19 protein-coding genes and 1 pseudogene are annotated in these 18753 nt (G+C 73.1%); 8 read left to right on the forward strand and 12 right to left on the reverse strand.

What is annotated here, in order from left to right:
- Window positions 1–1017 carry a S1 family peptidase gene (locus H958_RS0105780; protein WP_028057972.1) on the forward strand — a complete coding sequence of 339 codons (1017 nt, stop codon included), beginning with the start codon at window positions 1–3 and terminating at the stop codon, window positions 1015–1017.
- A gap of 84 nt (window positions 1018–1101) precedes the next feature.
- On the opposite strand, the gene H958_RS42845 is transcribed toward H958_RS0105780, so the two are convergent.
- Complete coding sequence (locus H958_RS42845) at window positions 1102–2697, reverse strand: S8 family serine peptidase (RefSeq protein WP_051323865.1); 1596 nt, start codon at window positions 2695–2697, stop codon at window positions 1102–1104.
- A 331-nt stretch (window positions 2698–3028) separates the two neighbouring features.
- On the opposite strand from H958_RS42845, the gene H958_RS0105790 reads away from it, so the two are divergent.
- The 7 genes from H958_RS0105790 to H958_RS35285 all read left to right on the forward strand — a co-directional run bounded on the left by H958_RS0105790 (window position 3029) and on the right by H958_RS35285 (window position 10761).
- Window positions 3029–4927, forward strand: a complete 1899-nt coding sequence (locus H958_RS0105790; RefSeq protein ID WP_028057973.1) for an acyl-CoA dehydrogenase family protein — start codon at window positions 3029–3031, stop codon at window positions 4925–4927.
- Window positions 4924–5496, forward strand: a complete 573-nt coding sequence (locus H958_RS35275; RefSeq protein ID WP_051323866.1) for a TetR/AcrR family transcriptional regulator — start codon at window positions 4924–4926, stop codon at window positions 5494–5496. The genes H958_RS0105790 and H958_RS35275 overlap by 4 nt, the downstream gene beginning before the upstream one ends.
- A complete protein-coding gene (locus H958_RS0105800; RefSeq protein WP_028057974.1) occupies window positions 5493–6761 on the forward strand; it encodes an acetyl-CoA C-acetyltransferase in 1269 nt (422 codons plus the stop codon). The genes H958_RS35275 and H958_RS0105800 overlap by 4 nt, the downstream gene beginning before the upstream one ends.
- A gap of 1 nt (window position 6762) precedes the next feature.
- A complete protein-coding gene (locus H958_RS0105805) occupies window positions 6763–8070 on the forward strand; it encodes a 3-oxoacyl-ACP reductase (RefSeq protein WP_028057975.1) in 1308 nt (435 codons plus the stop codon).
- Window positions 8071–8157: 87 nt separating this feature from the next.
- Window positions 8158–8913: a MaoC/PaaZ C-terminal domain-containing protein gene (locus tag H958_RS35280; RefSeq protein WP_231379175.1), complete on the forward strand. Its 756-nt coding sequence runs from the start codon at window positions 8158–8160 to the stop codon at window positions 8911–8913.
- Window positions 8892–9527 carry an FAD:protein FMN transferase gene (locus H958_RS0105815; RefSeq protein WP_028057976.1) on the forward strand — a complete coding sequence of 212 codons (636 nt, stop codon included), beginning with the start codon at window positions 8892–8894 and terminating at the stop codon, window positions 9525–9527. The genes H958_RS35280 and H958_RS0105815 overlap by 22 nt, the downstream gene beginning before the upstream one ends.
- Before the next feature lie 67 nt (window positions 9528–9594).
- Window positions 9595–10761: a S1C family serine protease gene (locus H958_RS35285; RefSeq protein WP_051323868.1), complete on the forward strand. Its 1167-nt coding sequence runs from the start codon at window positions 9595–9597 to the stop codon at window positions 10759–10761.
- A gap of 64 nt (window positions 10762–10825) precedes the next feature.
- Here H958_RS35285 and H958_RS45940 read toward each other — a convergent pair whose 3' ends face one another.
- The 11 genes and pseudogenes from H958_RS45940 to H958_RS49000 all read right to left on the reverse strand — a co-directional run.
- Window positions 10826–11002: a hypothetical protein gene (locus H958_RS45940; RefSeq protein ID WP_156027723.1), complete on the reverse strand. Its 177-nt coding sequence runs from the start codon at window positions 11000–11002 to the stop codon at window positions 10826–10828.
- A 10-nt stretch (window positions 11003–11012) separates the two neighbouring features.
- Window positions 11013–12560 carry an MFS transporter gene (locus tag H958_RS35290; protein ID WP_051323869.1) on the reverse strand — a complete coding sequence of 516 codons (1548 nt, stop codon included), beginning with the start codon at window positions 12558–12560 and terminating at the stop codon, window positions 11013–11015.
- Window positions 12560–13339 (reverse strand): spermidine synthase, encoded by a 780-nt coding sequence (locus H958_RS35295; RefSeq protein WP_051323870.1) that lies wholly within the window; start codon window positions 13337–13339, stop codon window positions 12560–12562. Before H958_RS35295 ends, H958_RS35290 begins: the two co-directional genes overlap by 1 nt.
- Window positions 13340–13463: 124 nt before the next feature.
- On the reverse strand, window positions 13464–14342 hold the full coding sequence (locus tag H958_RS0105840; protein WP_028057977.1) for an NAD(+)/NADH kinase: 879 nt from the start codon (window positions 14340–14342) through the stop codon (window positions 13464–13466).
- Window positions 14342–14698 carry a cupin domain-containing protein gene (locus tag H958_RS0105845; protein WP_028057978.1) on the reverse strand — a complete coding sequence of 119 codons (357 nt, stop codon included), beginning with the start codon at window positions 14696–14698 and terminating at the stop codon, window positions 14342–14344. The genes H958_RS0105840 and H958_RS0105845 overlap by 1 nt, the downstream gene beginning before the upstream one ends.
- Window positions 14698–15003: a DUF5808 domain-containing protein gene (locus tag H958_RS0105850; protein WP_028057979.1), complete on the reverse strand. Its 306-nt coding sequence runs from the start codon at window positions 15001–15003 to the stop codon at window positions 14698–14700. The genes H958_RS0105845 and H958_RS0105850 overlap by 1 nt, the downstream gene beginning before the upstream one ends.
- A 24-nt stretch (window positions 15004–15027) precedes the next feature.
- Window positions 15028–15792, reverse strand: coding sequence for a glycosyltransferase family 2 protein (locus H958_RS0105855; protein WP_028057980.1), 765 nt, complete (start codon window positions 15790–15792; stop codon window positions 15028–15030).
- A gap of 66 nt (window positions 15793–15858) precedes the next feature.
- Entirely contained in the window at window positions 15859–16794 is a 936-nt protein-coding gene (locus tag H958_RS35300; RefSeq protein WP_051323871.1) for an NAD-dependent epimerase/dehydratase family protein, read from the reverse strand.
- Between the two features lie 11 nt (window positions 16795–16805).
- Entirely contained in the window at window positions 16806–17765 is a 960-nt protein-coding gene (locus H958_RS35305; protein ID WP_051323872.1) for a COX15/CtaA family protein, read from the reverse strand.
- Between the two features lie 38 nt (window positions 17766–17803).
- On the reverse strand, window positions 17804–18148 hold the full coding sequence (locus H958_RS48115; protein ID WP_028057981.1) for an NAD-dependent epimerase/dehydratase family protein: 345 nt from the start codon (window positions 18146–18148) through the stop codon (window positions 17804–17806).
- Between the two features lie 59 nt (window positions 18149–18207).
- Window positions 18208–18609: pseudogene (locus tag H958_RS49000) on the reverse strand (GDP-mannose 4,6-dehydratase); the annotation flags it as partial.
- Between the last annotated feature and the right edge of the window lie 144 nt (window positions 18610–18753).

The raw sequence follows: 18753 nt of genomic DNA on the forward strand, positions 1-18753 counted from the left end.
GTGATCGCCACCGCCGCCGTGCTCGCCGCCGCCTCCATCTTCCACGGCACGCCGGTGCCGCAAGAGCAGGCGCCGTGGCTTGTCTCGCTGACGACGCGCGGCGTCGTCTGCGGCGGCTCGCTGATCGCGCCCGACCGCGTCCTCACCGCCGCGCACTGCGTCCAGGGCGCCGATCCGGTCCGCCTGAGCGTGCGCATCGCGGGCAAGCGGTACCCGTGGCGGGGCGCGATCTTCCCTACCGACTACCACGAGATCCCCGCCCCGGCGGCGCCGGACGACCCGAGCGCCTCGGCGACCGCGGACGACCTCGCGATCATCCTGCTCGAGGCGCCGGTCGCCGGGGTGCCGGCGCTGCCGGTCGCCGACCCGCCTCCGGTCCAGGGCGAGCCGAGCCTGACCGTCGGCCGCGGCGGCACGGGCACCGCGACGCCGAGCCCGACGTGGTCGCAGCCGGGGCTCGGCGCGAAGCAGGCGGTCGTCGGGGCGTGCCCCGCCGCCTATGGGCCGAAGCTCTTCTTCCCCGCACTGCACCTCTGCACGCAGGACACGACGCCGGCCGCCGCGCAGGCGTGCGCCGGCGACAGCGGCAGCCCCGTGATGGTGCGGCGCAACGGCGTCTGGGCGGTCGCCGGCGTCGTCACGTGGGGCGGCGAGACGCAAGGCCGCGGCTGCGGCGGAGGGCTGCCGGACGTGTCCGAGCGCGTCGACGCCCACCGCGCACTGCTGACCGCGACGAAGACGCCCGCGCCATGGGCCGCCAGGCGCACGCGCGTGCGCCGCCACGGCCACGTGTTGCGCTGCGTGTCCGGGCCGTGGCGCAACGCGCCGAAGCTGAGCGTGCGCTGGTATCGCCAGGCGCCGGGGAAGGTCGAGAACGGCCGCTTCGGCCAGGGCAGGCGCACGTACGTGCCGGGCCACGGCGCGACGCGCAAGGACGCGCCGGGCGCGCTGCACTGTTCGGTGACGGCGCGCACCGCCGGCGGGTGGGCGCAGGAGGAGTCCTACAACGCGCTCTAGTGCCTAGCGCGTGACGCCGACGCGCATCGCGAGCCTGTCGCCCCGCGCGACGCCGCGCTCCGGATGCGAGCCGTGCAGCGGCGTCTAGCGGACGCGGAACGAGGCGCTGCGAGCCGACGTCGACAGCCGCAGCGAGAGCCGGTAGGCCCCGGGCCGGAGCGTCCGGCGCGTCGGCAGGCGGCGCGTCAGCGTGACGGTGTTCCGGCCCGTGGCGCTCTTGCGCGTCCACGTGGCGACCGGCTTCTTCGCGCCCCGCTTGGTGACCGTGAACCCCACGCTCGCCGCGCGCGTGAGCGCGAACCGCACATGCAGCCGGCTCGTCTTCGTACGCAGCGACCCCGAGATCGAGATGCTCGTGAGCTTCGCCGCGGCGAACGGCGTGGTCGTCGCCATCGGGGCGGGAGTCACGACCGGCGTGGACGTGGGCGTGGCGGTGGGCGCCGGCGGCTCCGCCGAAATCGCCGCGGCCGCCTGCACGGCGCCGTTGGCGTTCAGCCGCCCGCCCGTGGCCGACAGGCCGGCCAGCGCCGGCGGATGATCGGCGCCGTTGAGGACCGCCGCGCGCAGCTGCGCGGTCGAGGCGCTCGGATCGGCCGCCAGTGCGAGCGCGGCGACGCCGGCGACGTGCGGCGAGGCCATCGACGTGCCGCTGTCGTCGCTGTACACCTGCCCAGGGCCCTTCCAGGTCGACAGGATCCCGACGCCCGGCGCGAAGAGATCGACCGAGGTCTTGCCGAAGTTGGAGAAGATCGCCGGCTGGTCACGGTTGTCGGACGCGCCGACGCAGATGACGTTGGCGTAGGGATACGCGCACGGGTAGGAGGGCGAGGAGCCGTCGTCGTCGGCCCCGTCGTTGCCGGCGGCGACGATGTAGAGCGTGTTCGGGTAGCGCGCGATCGCCTGGCCGACCGCCGCGGAGTCGGGGCCGCCCAGCGACGCGTTGACGATCCGCAGGCCGTGCTCGCCGGCGTAGGCGAACGCCGCCGCGACGCTCGACAGGTCCCCCCCGCCGTTCGCGTCGAGCACCCGCAGCTCCGCGAGCTTGGCGTCGGGTGCGACGCCCGCCACGCCGATCGAGTTGTCCGCGAGCGCGGCGATCGTCCCGCTGACGTGCGTGCCGTGGCCGTTGGCATCGTCGGGCGCGCCGCCGTCGACCCAGTCGTAGCCGAGCGACGTGTCGATCTGCCCCGCCAGGTCCAGGTTCCCGGAGTCCACGCCGGTGTCCACCACGCCGACCGTCACACCCGCGCCGCGGCTGCGCGCCCACGCCTCCGGCGCGTCGATGTCCGCGTCGGGCGTCCCCGTCTGGTTCGAGTAGTGCTGGCCGTCGTACGGCCCGTTCACGGACTGCCCGGTGTTGTCGAGCGCCCAGAGGTCGCCCCAGGCCGCGTCGTCGGTGAGCGCGTGGACCCGGCGATCAGGCTCGGCGTAGACGACGTCGGGGTCCTTGCGCAGCGCGGCGAGCGCGGCGGCCTGGCTGCCCTGCGGCGAGACCAGCTCGGTCGCGGCGAGCGGCAGCGTCTCTCGGAGCCGGACGTCCGCACGGTCGCGCAGGCCGGCCCGCTCAGAGCGGTCCAGCCCTGACTTGCGCTGGACGATGATGTCGCCCTGCGCGGCCTGTGCCGAGGCCGGCGCCGACAGCGCAGCGAGAAGCAGAAAGGCGAGAAGGCTTGATCGCATGGGACCTGAAGCGGGGGAGCCGCCCGACCAAGGACATCGACCCCGCGGCACGGAAGTTGAGCGCGGCCGGCCGCCCTAAAACATCAGACTTTTGCTGGTCGGTCAGGACGGCGACAGCAAAGCCCCTGGCTCAGCATCCCCTCATCCGAGTGTGCCCTCAAGCGGGCGCGCCCTGCACCGCGCTCGCCGGCCCGGCACGGCGGTCCGCGGAGGCCCGGGCGCGGCGGTAGGCCCCGCACCGCGGCGGCACCGATGGATCCGCCCAGCGGTCCGAGCGTGCGCTGCGTCACAGTTACCGATATAGAAATTTATATGTGGGTAACTTGGTCGCATGAGCACGAAGAACCTGCGGGCCCTGCTCGACGGCGACTACGCCGAGATCCGCGACCGCGTCCGCTGGTGGCTGTCCCAGCCCGGCAATGAGCCCGTTGTGGACCTGCCGATGGAGGAGCACCGCGCGAAGGTGCTCGCCTGGGTACAGGAGCTGACCGCCGAGGGCGACACCGGCCGCGGCTTCCCCGCCGAGTACGGCGGCCAGGACAACGTCGGCGGCTCGGTCGCGAGCTTCGGCGCGCTCGCCTTCGGGGACCTCAGCCTGCTCGTGAAGTGCGGCGTCCAGTTCGGGCTCTTCGGCGGCGCCATCCTGCATCTCGGGACCGCCCGCCACCACGAGCGCTACCTGCGCGCGGCGACCTCGATGGAACTGCCCGGCTGCTTCGCGATGACCGAGACCGGCCACGGGTCCAACGTCCAGGCGCTCGGCACGACCGCGACCTACGACCCCGAGGCCGAGGAGTTCGTCGTCCATACGCCCAGCGAGGACGCGCGCAAGGACTACATCGGCAACGCGGCGCGCGACGGCCGCATGGCGGTCGTCTTCGCGCAGCTGATCGCCGGCTGCCGTCAGGGAAGCCCGCAGCGCGCCGGAGGGCCCGGCGCCGGCGAGGACCGCGGGGTACACGCGCTGCTCGTGCCGCTGCGCGACGAGGACGGCGACACGCTGGCGGGCGTGCGGATCGAGGACTGCGGCGCGAAGCTCGGGCTGGACGGCGTCGACAACGGGCGCATCTGGTTCGACCACGTCCGCGTCCCGCGCGAGAACCTCCTCGACCGCTACGCCCAGGTGGCGCCCGACGGCACCTACACCAGCGCGATCGAGAACCCGACGAAGCGCTTCTTCACGATGCTCGGGACACTGATCCAGGGCCGCATCAGCGTCTCCGGCGCCTCGATCTCGGCGACAAAGGTCGCACTGACGATCGCGATCCGGCGCGCGCTGACGCGCCGCCAGTTCGGCGTCCCGGGCGAGCCGGAGGCGCTGCTGATGGACTACCGCACGCACCAGCGCCGGCTGCTGATCCCGCTCGCCGCGACGTACGCGCTGTCGTTCGCGCAGGACCGGCTGATCGCTGAGCTGCACGAGGTCTTCACCAACGCGGACACCGGCGACCGCGAGCGGCGCGAGCTGGAGACGCTGGCGGCCGGCGTGAAGGCGATCGCCACGTGGCATGCGACCGAGACGATCCAGGCCTGCCGCGAAGCGTGCGGCGGCGCCGGCTACCTGCGCCAGAGCCGCTTCGCCGCGCTGAAGGCCGACACCGACGTCTTCACGACCTTCGAGGGCGACAACACCGTCCTGCTCCAGCTCGCGGCGAAGAACCTGCTGACCGACTACAAGGACGCCTTCGGGGAGCTCGACCCGCTCGGCACGGCGCAGTTCATCGCCGGCCAAGCGTTCGGCATGCTGGCCGAGAAGATCGGCATCCCCGGCCGCGACGAGGGCGGCGACCTGCTCGCGCGCAAGACGCAGCTGGAGCTGTTCAAGTGGCGCCACGAGCACGTCCTCGGCGGCGTCGCGCGGCGGCTGAAGAAGGGCATCGGCGACGGGCGCGACCCGTTCAGCGTGCTCGTCGACTGCCAGGACCACGTGCTGACGACCGCTCGCTCGTGGGTCGACCTCGTCGTGCTCGAGGCCTTCGCGGAGGTCGCCGGCCGCGATCCGGTGCTCGACAAGCTCTGCAGCCTCTACGCGCTGTCGCGGATCGAGGCCGAGCGCGGCTGGTACCAGGAGCACGGCAAGCTCACGGCGACCCGCTCGAAGGCGGTCATCAAGGCGGTCAACGAGCTGCTGGCCGAGATCCGCCCGCACGCGGAGATGCTCGTCGACGCGTTCGGTGTCCCGGACGCCTGCCTTGGCGACGCCAAGCCGGTCGCGCAGGCGGCGGCGTGAGGACGCGGCTGCCGCGGGCCGAGCGCGAGCGCCAGATGCTCGACACTGCGCATGCGCTGTTCGCCGAGCGCGGATACGCGGAGGTGACGATGGACGAGGTCGCGGCCGAGGTCGGCGTCACGAAACCGCTGCTCTACAACTACTTCGGCAACAAGGAGCGGCTGTTCCTCGCCTGCATGAAGCCGGCGGGCGACGCGCTGCTCGACACGGTGGTCGGCGCCGTCCAGGACGCGGAGACGCCGGCCGAAGCGCTGCGCAACGGCATCCACGCGTTCTTCGCCTTCCTCGACTCCGACCGCGCGGCGTGGCGCGTGCTGTTCGACGAGACGCTGCCCGCGAGCGGCGCGATCCCGCGGCGCGTCGCCGAGTACCGCGACCGGCTCGCGAGCCTGGTCACCGCGGCGCTGCGCGAGCGCAACCCCGAGCCGGCCGTAGAGCCGCTCTCCGTCGCCCTGCTCGGCGCCGCCGAGGCGCTCGGGCGCTGGTGGCTGCGCACCGAGGCGATGCCGGCCGCCAAGGCCGCCGACCTGCTGATCCGCACCCTCGAACCAGGATTGAGGACCCAATGAACACCCAGACCCGCCGCGTGGCCGTCATCGGCGGCAACCGGATCCCGTTCGCGCGCTCCAACGGCGCCTATGCGCACGCGAGCGACCTCGACATGCTCACCACAGTGCTCGACGGGCTCGCCGAGCGCTACGCACTGCAGGACGCGCGCATCGACGAGGTCGTGGCCGGCGCCGTGCTCAAGCATCCGCGCGACCGCGACCTGACGCGCGAGGCCGTGCTCGGCTCCAAGCTCGCGCCTGAGACGCCCGCGTATGACATCCAGCGCGCGTGCGGGACCGGGCTCGAGACGGTCATCGCCGTCGCCAACAAGATCTCGCTGGGCCAGATCGACGCGGGCATCGCCGGCGGCGTCGACACCGCGTCAGACGCGCCGATCGGCGTCAACGAGGACCTGCGCCAGATCCTGCTCGACCTCAACCGCGCGAAGTCGCTGCCCGCCCGCGCGCGCCAGCTGACACGCCTGCGGCCGGGCCAGATCGTGCCCGAGACGCCTGTCAACCGCGAGCCGCGGACCGGCATGTCGATGGGCGAGCACGCCGCGCTGATGGCGAAGGACTGGGGCGTCACGCGCGAGGAGCAGGACGAGCTCGCCGCGGCCTCGCACGCCAAGCTGGCCGCGGCCTACGACCGCGGCTTCTACGAGGACCTCGTGCAGCCGTACCTGGGGCTCGAGCGCGACCAGAACCTGCGGCCTGACTCCACGCCCGAGAAGCTCGCCAAGCTCAAGCCCGTGTTCGGCGACACGATGACGGCGGGCAACTCGACGCCGCTGACCGACGGCGCCTCCGCTGTGCTGCTCGCGAGCGAGGACTGGGCGGCCGAGCGCGGGCTCCCCGTGCTGGCCTACATCACCGCCGCGCAGACCGCCGCCGTCGACCACGTCCACAAGGGCGAGGGGCTGCTGATGGCGCCGACGTACGCGATGCCGCGGATGCTCGATCGCGCCGGCCTGAGCCTGCAGGACTTCGACCTCTATGAGATCCACGAGGCGTTCGCCTCGCAGGTGCTGGCCACGCTGAAGGCGTGGGCGGACCCGGTGTACAACCGCGAGCGGCTCGGCCGCGAGGCGCCGCTCGGCGAGATCGATCGCGACAGGCTCAACGTCAACGGCGGCTCTCTGGCCGCCGGCCATCCGTTCGCCGCGACCGGCGGGCGGATCGTCGCCGGGCTGGCCAAGGCGCTCGACGAGCGCGGCTCGGGTCGCGGCGCGATCAGCATCTGCGCGGCCGGCGGCCAGGGCGTCGTCGCGATCCTGGAGAAGTGAGATGAGCGACCGTTACGCACAGCTGACCAAGCTCCCCGTCGCGGGGACGCTGACCAAGCGCATCGGGCTGCCGCAGCCCGTCACGCTCGAGCGCGGGTCGTCGACGATCGACGGCCGCGTCCTGCTCGGCGGCTCCGGGCGCCTGGCCGGTGCCGCGGCGCGCGTGCTGGCGCAGCTCGGTGCCGACAGCGCGACCGCGCTCGACGATCCGGTGCGGAGCCTGGCGGCGGACGCGGGGCTCGACGCCGCGGTCTTCAACCCCGAGGCGCCGGCCGACCGACGCTTCAAGGCGCTCGTGTTCGACGCCAGCGGCATCGCATCCTCGGCGCAGCTCGTCGAGCTCCAGCGCTTCTTCCATCCCACGGTCCGGCGCGTGCTGCCGTCCGGCCGCGTCGTCGTGCTCGGCGGCCTGGCCGACAGCGTCGCGCAGCGCGCGCTGGAGGGCTTCACCCGCTCGCTCGGCAAGGAGATCGGCCGCGGCGCGACCGTGCAGCTGGTTCGCGTCTCCCCCGGTGCCGAGGACCAGCTGGACTCGACCGTGCGCTTCCTGCTCTCGCCGCGGTCGGCGTACGTCTCCGGCCAGGTCGTCACGATCACGCCGTCGGAGCGCCATCCGGCGGTCGACTGGCAGCGGCCGCTGGCCGGCAGGCTCGCGCTCGTCACCGGCGCCGCCCGCGGAATCGGGGCGTCGATCGCCGACGTGCTGGAGCGCGACGGCGCCGAGGTCGTGCGCCTGGACGTCGCCGGCGCCGACATCGAGCTCGACATCACCGCGGCCGACGCGCCGGAGACGCTCGCGCGCCACTTCAAGGACGGCCTCGACCTGATCGTCCACAACGCGGGCGTGACGAAGGACCGGACGCTCGCGAAGATGCCCGAGGACCGCTGGCAATCGCCGATGGAGGTCAACCTGATCGCGCCCGAGCGGATCACCGACGCGCTGCTGCCGCTGCTGCGCGAGGACGGCAGGATCGTCTGCGTGTCGTCGATGAGCGGCATCGCGGGCAACGCCGGGCAGACCAACTACGCGACGTCGAAGGCCGGGATCATCGGGCTCGTGGAGACGCTGGCGCCGAAGCTCGAGCGCGGCATCACGATCAACGCCGTGGCGCCCGGGTTCATCGAGACGCAGATGACGGCGTCGATGCCGATCGGCGTGCGCGAGGCGGGGCGGCGGATGAACTCGCTGCGCCAGGGCGGGCTGCCGGTCGACGTCGCCGAGACGATCGCCTGGTTCGCGAGCCCGGCGTCGGCGGGCGTGAACGGGAACGTCGTGCGCGTGTGCGGGCAGAGCCTGCTGGGAGCGTAGAGAATGAGTTTCGCCCTCCGTCCTCGCAAGCTCGGACCTCGTGCGACGTTACATCTCAGAGCGGCACTTCCCGGCCGCGGCGACGCGATGCCCACCAACGTGCTCACGCGCGCGGTCGCGGTCGATGCGGGGCACCTGGCGCGCTATGCGCGCGTGTGCGGGTACACGATCGGCGACACGCTGCCGGCGACCTATCCCCACGTGCTCGCGTTCCCGCTGCACATGGAGCTGCTGGCAGCGAGCCCGTTCAGCGCCGTCGGGGTGGTCCACATCGCCAACCGGATCGTCCAGCACCGGCCCGTGGCGCTCGGCGAGGCGCTCGAGCTGCGCGTCCACGCCGGCGCCTTCTCGCCGCACCGGCGCGGCCGCACGTTCGACTTCGTCAGCCAGGCCTACACGGGCGAGGAGCTCGTGTGGGAGGGCTTCAGCACGATGCTCAAGCGCGGCGGCTCTGAGCGCTCGGGCGCGCACCGGGATTACCTGACGGCACGCGGCGACGAGAGCGCGCCGCGCGAGCCGGAGCCGGAGCCACCGCCGGTGACCGCCCGCTGGCGGCTGCCCGACGACCTCGGGCGCCGCTACGCCGCCGTCTCCGGCGACCACAACCCGATCCACTTGCACGGGCTGACGGCGAGGGCGTTCGGCTTCCCGCGCGCGATCGCGCACGGGATGTGGACGAAGGCGCGCTGCCTCGCCGCGTTGCGCCTGCCGGACGCGTTCACGGCCGAGGTGCGGTTCCGCAAGCCGGTGCTGCTGCCGTCGCAGGTCACGTTCGGCGAGGCGGAAGGCGCGTTCGCCGTCCACGGCCACCTGGACGGGACGTGCACCGCGTCGAGCACCTGATGGGGATGCCGGTCAGCGTCGCCGTCCGCGGCGACGCCGACCTGGATCCCGTGTTCGACTGGCTGCGCTGGGTCGACGCGACCTTCAGCACCTACCGCGCCGACAGCGCGATCTCGCGCGGCGACCACCGCGACCCGCTCGTCCGCGAGGTGCTCGCGCGCTGCGAGGAGCTGCGCGAGCGCACGGGCGGCGCCTTCGACGGCGACCCGATGGGGCTCGTGAAGGGCTGGGCGGTCGAGCGGGCCGCCGCGATGATCGCTCCCGAGGCCTACGTCAACGCCGGCGGGGACGTGCGCGTGAAAGGTCGCTGGCGCGTCGGGATCCAGCACCCGCTCGAGCGCGGCAAGGTCGCGGCGGTGATCGAGCTTGCGGACGCCGGCGTGGCGACGTCCGGCACCTACGAGCGCGGCGCGCACATCCGCGGCGCGGCCGAGGACGTGCTCAGCGTCACGATCGTCGGCCCCGACCTCGGCACCGCCGACGCCTACGCGACCGCCGCGTTCGTCCTGGGGCCGGACTGGACGGCGACGCTCGACGGCTACGAGGCGATGACGATCCTCGCGGACGGCAGCGTCCTCGAGACGCCCGGCTTCGCGCACCTACGAATTCCTTAGGAACGCTCCATGAGCCGCTTAATGAATGGCCAGGAAGCGCTAAACGACGGGGGCCACAGTATCTGTCATGCACCTCCCCAGAACCCTTGTCCCGATCGCCGCCGCGGCCGTCATAGGCGGCGGCGTCGGCGCGGTAGCCACCGACGCGCTGCACTCGGAGTCGCAGGCATCCACCGTACAAGTCGCCTCCTCGCCCGCCTCGTCCACCCGCACGGTCGCCTCCACCACGGGCGCGCTGTCTCCTCATGACGTCTACGTGAAGGCCAAGGACTCGGTTGCTTACATCACGTCGCAGATCACGCAGTCCTCCGGCGGCCCGTTCGGCCAGACCGAGACGGGGACCGCGACCGGCTCGGGCTTCGTCGTCTCCAAGGACGGCTACATCGTCACCAACGACCACGTCGTCGCCGGCGCTTCGAGCGTCAAGGCCAAGATCGGCGACGGCAAGACGCTCGACGCGAAGGTCGTCGGCACCGACGCCTCGTCGGACCTCGCGCTCCTGAAGGTCGACGCCTCCAACCTCACCCCGCTTGCGCTCGGCGACTCCGACCAGGTCCAGGTCGGCGACCCCGCGTACGCGATCGGCAACCCGTACGGCCTCGATCGCACGCTCACGACCGGCGTGATCAGCGCGCTCCAGCGCCAGATCAGCTCGCCCAACGGCTACACGATCAACGACGTCCTGCAGACCGACGCCGCGATCAACCCCGGCAACTCCGGCGGCCCGCTCTTCAACTCGGCCGGCCAGGTGATCGGCGTCAACTCGCAGATCGAGACCAGCGGCTCGAGCTCCAGCGGCGGCCAGGGCGGCAACGTCGGCATCGGCTTCGCGATCCCCTCGAACACCGTCAAGAGCGTCGTCGACCAGCTCATGCACGGCGGCAAGGTCAGCCACGCCTACCTCGGCGTCTCGACCCAGGACGCCTCCAACGGCGCGCAGGTCGCGGAGATCACGGCCGGCAGCCCGGCCGAGCAGGCCGGCCTCCAGCAGGGCGACGTGATCACGTCGATCTCCGGCAAGGCGGTCCAGAGCTCCTCGGCGCTCTCCTCGATGGTCGACGAGCACAAGCCCGGCGACACCGTGCAACTCAAGGTCGACCGCAACGGCAGCGAGAAGACGCTCGACGTCAAGCTCGGCCAGCGTCCCAGCTCGGCGGACACGACCGCCGGCGCGCAGGACCAGCAGCAGCTCCCGCAGTCGCCCGACCAGGGCGGCTTCGGCGGCGGCTGGTAGCCCCTGGGAGGAGCAGCCCCGCCCTCCGGTCCAAGGCGAGCCGGAGGGCGGGGACGCGCGTGCGCTACCCGGCTTCGGGTCGCGCGAAGCGGTCCAGCACTGTGGTGACGACCGGCTCGCCGCAGTCGAGGCAGCGGCGGTCGAGCAGCGATGCGGGGCGTGAGAAGCTGGTGCCCGCCGTCCCGCACGCGGGGCAGTGGAACAGGGTCTCGACGAACCCGGCTGCGAGCAGCGCCTCCATGCCGTCGAGCCTACCGCCTCGCCGGTGCGGCTTCCCGCCCATACGGCGAGTGGGGCGCCTGGACCGAATGGGCGCCTTCGGCGCAGTCGGCGCACGAGATGTCCCGGCGCGGGTTGCGGATCCCGGCCAGCCCGAGCGCCCCGCCGAGGGCCACGAGCACCGCGCACACGCCGATCCCGACGTGGTACGCGTGCTCGGACGCCTCCCGCACCTCGGGTATGCCGGGCACGTTCGCCAGCGTCGCGGTGCGCGCCCGCTCGATCGCCGGCGACGTGCGGCCGCCGAGCTGCTCGTCGAGGCTCGAGGAGAACTGCGCCGCGACGACGGCGCCGAGCGCGGCGATGCAGAGCAGGCTCGCGACGCGCGCGACCGCGTTGTTCACACCCGACGCGATGCCGGCGTTGCTCTCGTCGGCGTCGGCCAGCACGGTCGCGGTCAGCGGCGTCACGGTCGCGACCAGCCCGAGCGCGAAGATGATCAGCGCCGGCAGCAGGTCGGTCCAGTAGCCCAGGTCGGCGTCCACGCGCAGCATCAGCGCGATCCCCGTGGCCGCGATCAGTGGCCCCACGCCCATGAAGATGCGCGGTCCCCAGCGGTCGGCGAGCCCGCCCGCGTGGCGCGAGAGGAAGAACATCACGAGCGTCGCGGGCATCTGCGCGAGCCCTGCCTCGAGCGCGTCGTAGCCTGCGACCTGCTGCAGGAAAAGCGTGTTGAAGAACCCGACGGCGCCGAGACCGCCGTACATGCAGAACGTCTCGACGTTCGCGATCGTGAAGTTGCGCCGCTTGAACAGCCCGAGCGGGAGCATCGGCATCGGCGTGCGCGCCTCGTGCCACACGAACACGCCGAGCAGCGCGATCCCGCCGAGCCCGACCGCCCACACCTGCGGGCTGCTCCAGCCGGCCTCGGGCTGGCGGATCAGCGCCAGCACCGGCCCGGCGAGGCCGAACACGGTCAGCACGGCGCCCCACCAGTCGACGCGGACGTCGCGGCGCCCTTGCGCCTGCGGCACCGCCGCCGCGACGATCATCAGCGTCGCGATCACGAACGGCACGTTGATGGCGAAGATCCAGCGCCACGACGCCACGTCGACGAGGTAGCCGCCGATCAGCGGCCCGACCAGGAACGAGATGCCCGACCACGCCGTCCACGAGCCGATCGCCGCGCCGCGCTCGGACGGCGGGAACGTCGACGCGATCACCGCCAGCGCGCTCGGCGTCAGCAGCGCGCCGAACACGCCCTGCAGCGCGCGGCCGGCGATCAGCACCTCGATCGTCGGCGCGATCGCGCACAGCACCGACACGGCGCCGAAGCCGCCGACGCCGATCGAGAACACGCGCCGCTCGCCGAAGATGTCACCGAACGAGCCGCCGACGAGGATCAGCGACCCGAGCGTGAGCAGGTAGGCGTTCGAGACCCATTGCTGGCCGGCCAGTCCGCCGCCGAGGTCGTCGCGGATCGACGGCAGGGCGACGTTGACGACGGTCGAGTCGAGCCCGGCGACGAACGAGCCCATGATCGCCGCCAGCAGCGCGAGCTGCTTCTGCCGCGGCGACATCAGGCCGCGAGCACCTGCTCGCGTGGGACCGCGGCCGTCGCCGCGCGCCGCAGCGCGGCCTCCGGCAGTGCGGCGTCGCTCGCGAGCAGCACGACATTGCCGGGCGCGCGGGCGCGCAGGACGCCCGGCGGCGCGATCCAGAGCACGTTCGCGAACGTCGCGCGCAGGTCCGCCGCGTGCGCGCGCGCCTCGTCCAGCGGCGGCACGTCGATCACGTTGAGCACGTAGACGCCGGCGGGCTTGAGGACGCGGCAGACCTCCGCGGCGAAGGCAGCGCCGGAGAGTTGCGCGGGCACGTGCGGGCCGTCGAACGCGTCGCCGATCACGAGGTCCGCGCAGCGATCCGGCTCGACGCGCAGCAGGTCGGCGGCGTCACCGACCTTCACGCGCAGCTTCGGCGTGGTCCGCAGCATCAGGTGCTCGCGGGCGAGCTTGACGACGCCCGCGTCGAGCTCGAAGACCTCCGAGCGCGAGGCCGGGCGCGTGGCGGCGAGGTAGCGCGGGAGCGCGAACGCGCCGCCGCCGAGGTGCAGCGCGTCGATCCCCGCTCCCGGCGGCCGGAAGACGTCGATCAGGTCGGCGATCCGGCGCATGTACGCGAACGTCAGCCGCCGCGGGTCGTTCAGGTCCACCTGCCCCGCCTCGCGCCCGTCGAGCAGGAGCGTCCTGGTGGAGGGACGGAACCGGTCGGCGACGATCTCGGCCAGCGCGAGGTCGGTCCTCTGCACGACCGGCGCGGGACGCGGCCGCGCGCGGCGCTCACGGCCGCGGCGGTTCACACGTCCCCCTGGACGAGCACTCCCAGGTGAAGCGAGCCGAGAGGGCGGGGTTGAGCCTGGGCGCGCGGGAGTTTCGCCCTCTGGGCGAACACTCCCCGGTGAAGCGAGCCCGCAGGGCGAGTCTTCACACGGCCTCCGGATGCGCCCGCGGCGCGAGCTCGGACGAGTCGGCGATCTGGAGCTTGCGGCGCGCGCGCTCGTAGAAGCCCTCGGGATGCAGGCGCATCACCTGGGCGGGCCGCTCGCCGACGCAGAACTGCACGCAGTCGCCGACGCTCAACTCGGCCGAGCGCTGGCCGTCGACCTCCAGCAGCACCGGCGCGGAGCGCTCGAGCACGTGCACGCGCAGCGTCTCGTCGGGATGCAGGAAGACGGCGCGGTCGAAGGCGGCGTGCGGCGCCACCGGCGTGACGAGCAGGCCGCTGTGGCGCGGCGACACGATCGGACCGCCGGCGGAGAACGAGTAGCCCGTCGAGCCGGTCGGCGTGGCGATCACGAGCGCGTCGGCGGTGTAGCGCCCGAAGACCTCCCCCTCGACTTCGACCGCGAGCGCGGCCGGGCCATGGCCGGCGACGCGGGTGAGCGCCGCGTCGTTGAACGCGACGCGGTCCTCCACATCGCCCGTGACGCGCATCGTGGCGCGATCCTCGAGCCGGAAGTCGCCGCGGTCGATCGCGTCCAGGCTGGCGGCGAGGTCGTCGTACTGCACCTCGGCGAGGAACGCGAGCCGGCCGAGGTTGACGCCCAGCACCGGCACGCCATACGGATGCGCGAGCTTGAGCCCGCGCAGGATCGTGCCGTCGCCGCCCGCGGCGATCACCAGCCACGTGCCCTCGGCGAGCGCGTCGTCGGGCACGGTCACGATGTGGCGCGGCAGCAGCTCGCGCGCCTCCTCCATCCCGCGCACCGCCTTGCCGTGGCCGGTGGCCCACTCGCAGATGAGGGCGACCAGGTCCTGGCTGTCGCGGCGCGGGTGCACCAGGAGGCCGATCGAGTCGCCCATCAGGGGTCGCGGTTCACCGTGTCCGGCGAGAAGGCGGGCAGGCAGACGGCGACGTACTCGGCACCCTCCGGGGTCGAGTAGCGCACCCACTCGCCCGCGCGGGTCAGGACGGCCTGGCCCGCGCCGACCTCGAGCGTACCGCCGTCGTACTCGACGTGCAGCGCGCCGCCGATCACCAGCGTGTACTCGTCGAACTCAGGCCGCTGCCCCGGTTCGAGCCAGCCGGCCGGCGAGCGCATGTGCGCGATGCTCAGCCGCTCCTCGCCCGTGTTCACCCGTCCGACGTGCTCGTCGATCAGCTTCGGCTTGGTCCCCGCCGCCTCGACGCGCGAGGGCTTCGCGATCAGCTCCGGCATCAGCGCCCCAGCCTCTTGCGCGCGAGCGTGGCGACCCGCCCGAAGTTGAGCGTCCAGCCGACGCCGAACACATGCGGGACGATCAGCCCGCCCTTCGGATTCCAGAGCCGCTCGCGCGCCCGCTTCGCGGTCGGCGGGCGCAGGTCGTACGGGAACGGGCCGAGCCGGCCGTGCCAGTGGCGCTTGCGCGGCGGCATGCGGAGCTCCTTGACGACGGCGGCGCCCAGCAGTGCCGCGCCGGCGAGGGCGACGAGCGGCCGGACGTGGCCGTGGCCGTGGGCCGGTGACTCTGGTTCGGCGGCCATGCCCAGAGCTTGGCAGATCGGCTGTCAGGCGTCCGGGTCCGGCCGGTAGCGCTCCGGCAGCCCGGTGAACGCCTTGCCCTCGGGCGTGAGCAGGTTGTACGTGACCAGGTGCCCGATGGCGGCGACGCCGTCGCGCCACGTGATCTTCTTGCCGGCCAGCCGCGTGCGCGGGAAATAGGAGATCGGCAGCTCGTGGATGCGGACGCGCACCTTGGCGATGTAGGCCGTGCTCTCGACCTCGAACCCGAAGCGCCGGGAGCGCAAATTCATCGCCTTCAGCAGATCGGAGCGGAAGACCTTGTAACAGGTCTCCATGTCCGACAGGTAGATCCCCGACAGCAGGTTCGAGAGCGCGGTCAGCGTGCGGTTGATGAGGAAGTGCATCGTGCGATGCACCTGCGGGCGCTCGCGCCGGAAGCGCGAGCCGTAGACGACGTCGGCCTCGTCGGCCAGCAGCGGGCCGAGCAGCCGCGGCACGTCGCGCGGGTCGTACTCGAGGTCGGCGTCCTGGATCAGGATGAAGTCGCCGCTCGCCGCGCGGATGCCGTCGCGGATCGCCATGCCCTTCCCGCCGTTGCCCGGCCGCCGGATCACCTGCACGCCGCGCGGAGCGGCCAGCTCATCCAGGATCCGCGCCGAGTCGTCCGTCGACGCGTCGTCGACGAAGATCCACTCACGCTCGATCGGGCACGGCGACGAGAACAGGCGCTCGAGCACCTCGGGGAGATGGCGCGCCTCGTTGTACACGGGCACGATGACGGTCAGGACGGGCACCGCGGAGGCGGTCACGTCGTGGCACGGACGGTCGAGGCGGCGGCTCGCATGGCGCGCAATCCTAGGCGGATGGCCAGCGGGCTAGCTCGCCGGTGCCGGCGCGCGCTCGTTCGCGAGGGTCCACTCGAGCGTCCTGGCGAGTCCGTCGTCGACGGCAGTCCGCGCGCGCCAGCCGAACCGCTCGCCCGCCGCGCTCGGATCCAGGCACGAGCGGCGGATCTCGCCGGCGCGGGCGGGGAGCGTCTCCGTCCGCACGCCAAGCGCCGAGGCCAGCTCCAGAAGCGTCGTCTCGCGCCCCGTGGAGACGTTCAGCTCACCCTCGACGGTGCTCGCCCCAGCGGTCATGAACGCCTCGACGACGTCGCCGACGTAGATGAAGTCGCGCGTCTGCCCGCCGTCGCCGAACAGGCGCGCGCGCCGGCCCTTGGCGGCGGCGCCGCAGAAGATCGCGACGACGCCCGCCTCGCCGTGCGGATCCTGGCGGGGCCCGTACACGTTGGCCATCCGCAGTGACAGCGTCGAGACCCCATGCAGCCGGCTGAACAGCCGCAGATAGGACTCCGCGGCGGCCTTGCTCGTCCCGTATGGCGACAACGGCGCCACGGGCTCGCCCTCGGTCGTCGGGATCCGCGCGGGGTCGCCGTAGACGCCGGCGGTCGATGCCAGCAGCACGCGCTCCACGCCGGCGTCCCGCGCCGCCTCGAGCACGGCGGCCGTGCCGCCGATGTTGACGTACGCGTCGGCCGCCGGGTCCTCCACCGATCGCCGCACATCGATCTGCGCGGCCAGGTGGAACACCACCTGCGGCCGCGCGGCGCGGAACGCGTCGAGCATCGTCGCGATCTCGGTCACGTCCGCGCGCACGACGGACGCGCCGCGCGCACGCGCGTCCGCGAGATTGTGGCCGTTCCCCCGCTGCAGATGGTCGACGACCGTCACCTGATCGCCCCGCGCGATGAGCGCGTCGACCAGGTGGGAGCCGATGAATCCGGCTCCGCCGGTCACGAGCGATCGCATTGCGCGCAATCCTAGGGCGAGCGGATCAGCTCACCGGCAGCCGGCGCGGGTGCGCCGGCGCGCCGAGGTGCAAGCCGGCCCGCCGCGGCCGTCGCCCACAGCAGCGAGATCCACGTCGTCGCTGCCAGCACCACGTGGAACCAGACGATCTCGCCGGGCAGCTTGAGCGCGTACTGCGTCGCGCCGACGAACCCCTGGCACGCGAGCAGGACGCACACCGCCGTCAGCGCGTTGCGGGTCTGGTCGTCGGCACGGCGCGCCCGCGCGAGGAACCACACGCCGACCGCCGACAGCCCAAGCAAGGTCGCCAGCGCGCCGTGCTGGTGGATCGCCCAGTCGAGCGTGTCCGCACCGCGCCAGCGCAGGCGCGGGACGATGTCGCCGGTGCCTTCGCCGCCCGCATGCGGACCCGCGGCGGTCGCGATCGTCCCGAGCGCCAGCGTGATCGCACCCGGCACAAGGAGCGCGCGAACGGCCCAGGTCGTCACCCGGTCGCTGGCAAGCCGCCGCTCGCCCGGCTCGAACGTCGCCCGCCACGCGAGCGCGACCGCCGCGACCAGCAGGGCCATCGACAGCAGGAAGTGCCCGATCACCCATCCCGGCGCGAGGCCGTAGAGGACCGTGAGGCCGCCCATCACGGCCTGGCCGACCACGCCGAGCGGTAGCGCGAGCGCGATCAGCGCGAGATCGCGCCGGAACGGGCGCCGGCGCCAGGCCAGGATCGCCGCGGCCACGCACGGGATCGCGACCACGCTGGTCATCACGCGGTTGGAGAACTCGATGATCCCGTGCAGCCGCAGCTCCGGCGTCAGCCGCGTGCCCTCGCAGCGCGGCCACTCAGGACAGCCGAGACCGGAGCCGGTGAGCCGCACGGCGGCGCCGGTGAACACGATCAGCGTGCAGACCGCGAGCGCCGCGTAGGCCACGTACCGGTACTCGCGCGGAGTGAACGTGCGGCTCAGCCGGCGCATGCGGCCTCCATTGTGGCAACCGTCCGTGGGAGCGTGGGTCAGCTCGCCGCGCCGGCGCCCGCGCGCACCGTCTCGAGCGTCCGCTCCAGGCCGCCCGGCAGCGGCGCCGAGCCGCTCGGCGGCCGCGCCCGGATCGAGGCACGAGCGCCGGATCTCCCCGCGCCGGGACCCTTGACCGTCTTGAGGCCGAGCGCACCCGCGAGGTCGTTGAGGCTGCTCTCGGTCCCGGTGGAGACGTTGAGGCTGCCGTTGACGTCCGAGCGCTCGGCGGCGGCGAACGCGGCCACCACATCGCTGACGAGGATGAAGTCGCGCGTCTGGTGGCCGTCGCCGTAGATCGTCGCTGGCCGCCCTTCGGCCGCCGCGCCGCAGAAGATCGCCACCACGCCGGCCTTACCGTGCGGGCTCTGTGCGGGCCGTCCACGTTCGCCATCCGCAGCGACAGCGTGGAAAGCCCATAGAGGCGCTGGAACAGGTCCAGGTAGGTCTCGGCCGCTGCCTTGCCGGCGCCGTACGGCCACAGCGGCGCCACGGGTGCGGTCTCGGTGGTGGGCAGCCCGGCGGGGTCGCCGTACACGCTGGCCGTCGAGGCCAGCACCACGCGCCCCACCACCGCGTCGCGCGCCGCCTCGAGCACCGACGCGGTGCCGCCGATGTTCACGTTCGCGTCGCCGGGCGGGTCCTCGACCGAGCGGCGCACGTCGATCTGCGCCGCCAGGTGGTACACGGCCTCGGGGCGCACGTCGCGGAACGTGCGCGCAGCGCCGTCAGGTCGGTCACGTCGGCGCGCACGAGCCGCACGCCCTTCGCCTGCGTGCCGGCGAGGTTGTCCGCGTGGCCACATCGCGGGTGGTCGACGACCGTCACTTCGTCGCCTTGCGCCACCAGCGCGTCGAGCAGGTGCAACCCGATGACCCGGCTCCTCCTGTGACAAAGTGCCCCACGGGATCGATCTAGGCGACGGAGCGCTGGGCACCGCCCGGCTCGT

It is taken from the genome of Candidatus Solirubrobacter pratensis, from assembly GCF_000425945.1.
Classification (GTDB): domain Bacteria; phylum Actinomycetota; class Thermoleophilia; order Solirubrobacterales; family Solirubrobacteraceae; genus Solirubrobacter; species Solirubrobacter pratensis.

What these genes read in the sequence shown, in the direction of transcription:
- H958_RS35285 (WP_051323868.1), top strand. Translation starts at nt 9,595, where the DNA reads ATGCACCTCCCCAGAACCCTTGTCCCGATCGCCGCCGCGGCCGTCATA.
- H958_RS0105800 (WP_028057974.1), top strand. Translation starts at nt 5,493, where the DNA reads ATGAACACCCAGACCCGCCGCGTGGCCGTCATCGGCGGCAACCGGATC.
- H958_RS42845 (WP_051323865.1), bottom strand. Translation starts at nt 2,697, where the DNA reads ATGCGATCAAGCCTTCTCGCCTTTCTGCTTCTCGCTGCGCTGTCGGCG.
- H958_RS35305 (WP_051323872.1), bottom strand. Translation starts at nt 17,765, where the DNA reads ATGCGCCGGCTGAGCCGCACGTTCACTCCGCGCGAGTACCGGTACGTG.
- H958_RS35300 (WP_051323871.1), bottom strand. Translation starts at nt 16,794, where the DNA reads ATGCGATCGCTCGTGACCGGCGGAGCCGGATTCATCGGCTCCCACCTG.
- H958_RS35280 (WP_231379175.1), top strand. Translation starts at nt 8,158, where the DNA reads ATGCCCACCAACGTGCTCACGCGCGCGGTCGCGGTCGATGCGGGGCAC.
- H958_RS35290 (WP_051323869.1), bottom strand. Translation starts at nt 12,560, where the DNA reads ATGTCGCCGCGGCAGAAGCAGCTCGCGCTGCTGGCGGCGATCATGGGC.
- H958_RS0105790 (WP_028057973.1), top strand. Translation starts at nt 3,029, where the DNA reads ATGAGCACGAAGAACCTGCGGGCCCTGCTCGACGGCGACTACGCCGAG.
- H958_RS0105805 (WP_028057975.1), top strand. Translation starts at nt 6,763, where the DNA reads ATGAGCGACCGTTACGCACAGCTGACCAAGCTCCCCGTCGCGGGGACG.
- H958_RS0105850 (WP_028057979.1), bottom strand. Translation starts at nt 15,003, where the DNA reads ATGGCCGCCGAACCAGAGTCACCGGCCCACGGCCACGGCCACGTCCGG.
- H958_RS0105840 (WP_028057977.1), bottom strand. Translation starts at nt 14,342, where the DNA reads ATGGGCGACTCGATCGGCCTCCTGGTGCACCCGCGCCGCGACAGCCAG.
- H958_RS45940 (WP_156027723.1), bottom strand. Translation starts at nt 11,002, where the DNA reads ATGGAGGCGCTGCTCGCAGCCGGGTTCGTCGAGACCCTGTTCCACTGC.
- H958_RS0105845 (WP_028057978.1), bottom strand. Translation starts at nt 14,698, where the DNA reads ATGCCGGAGCTGATCGCGAAGCCCTCGCGCGTCGAGGCGGCGGGGACC.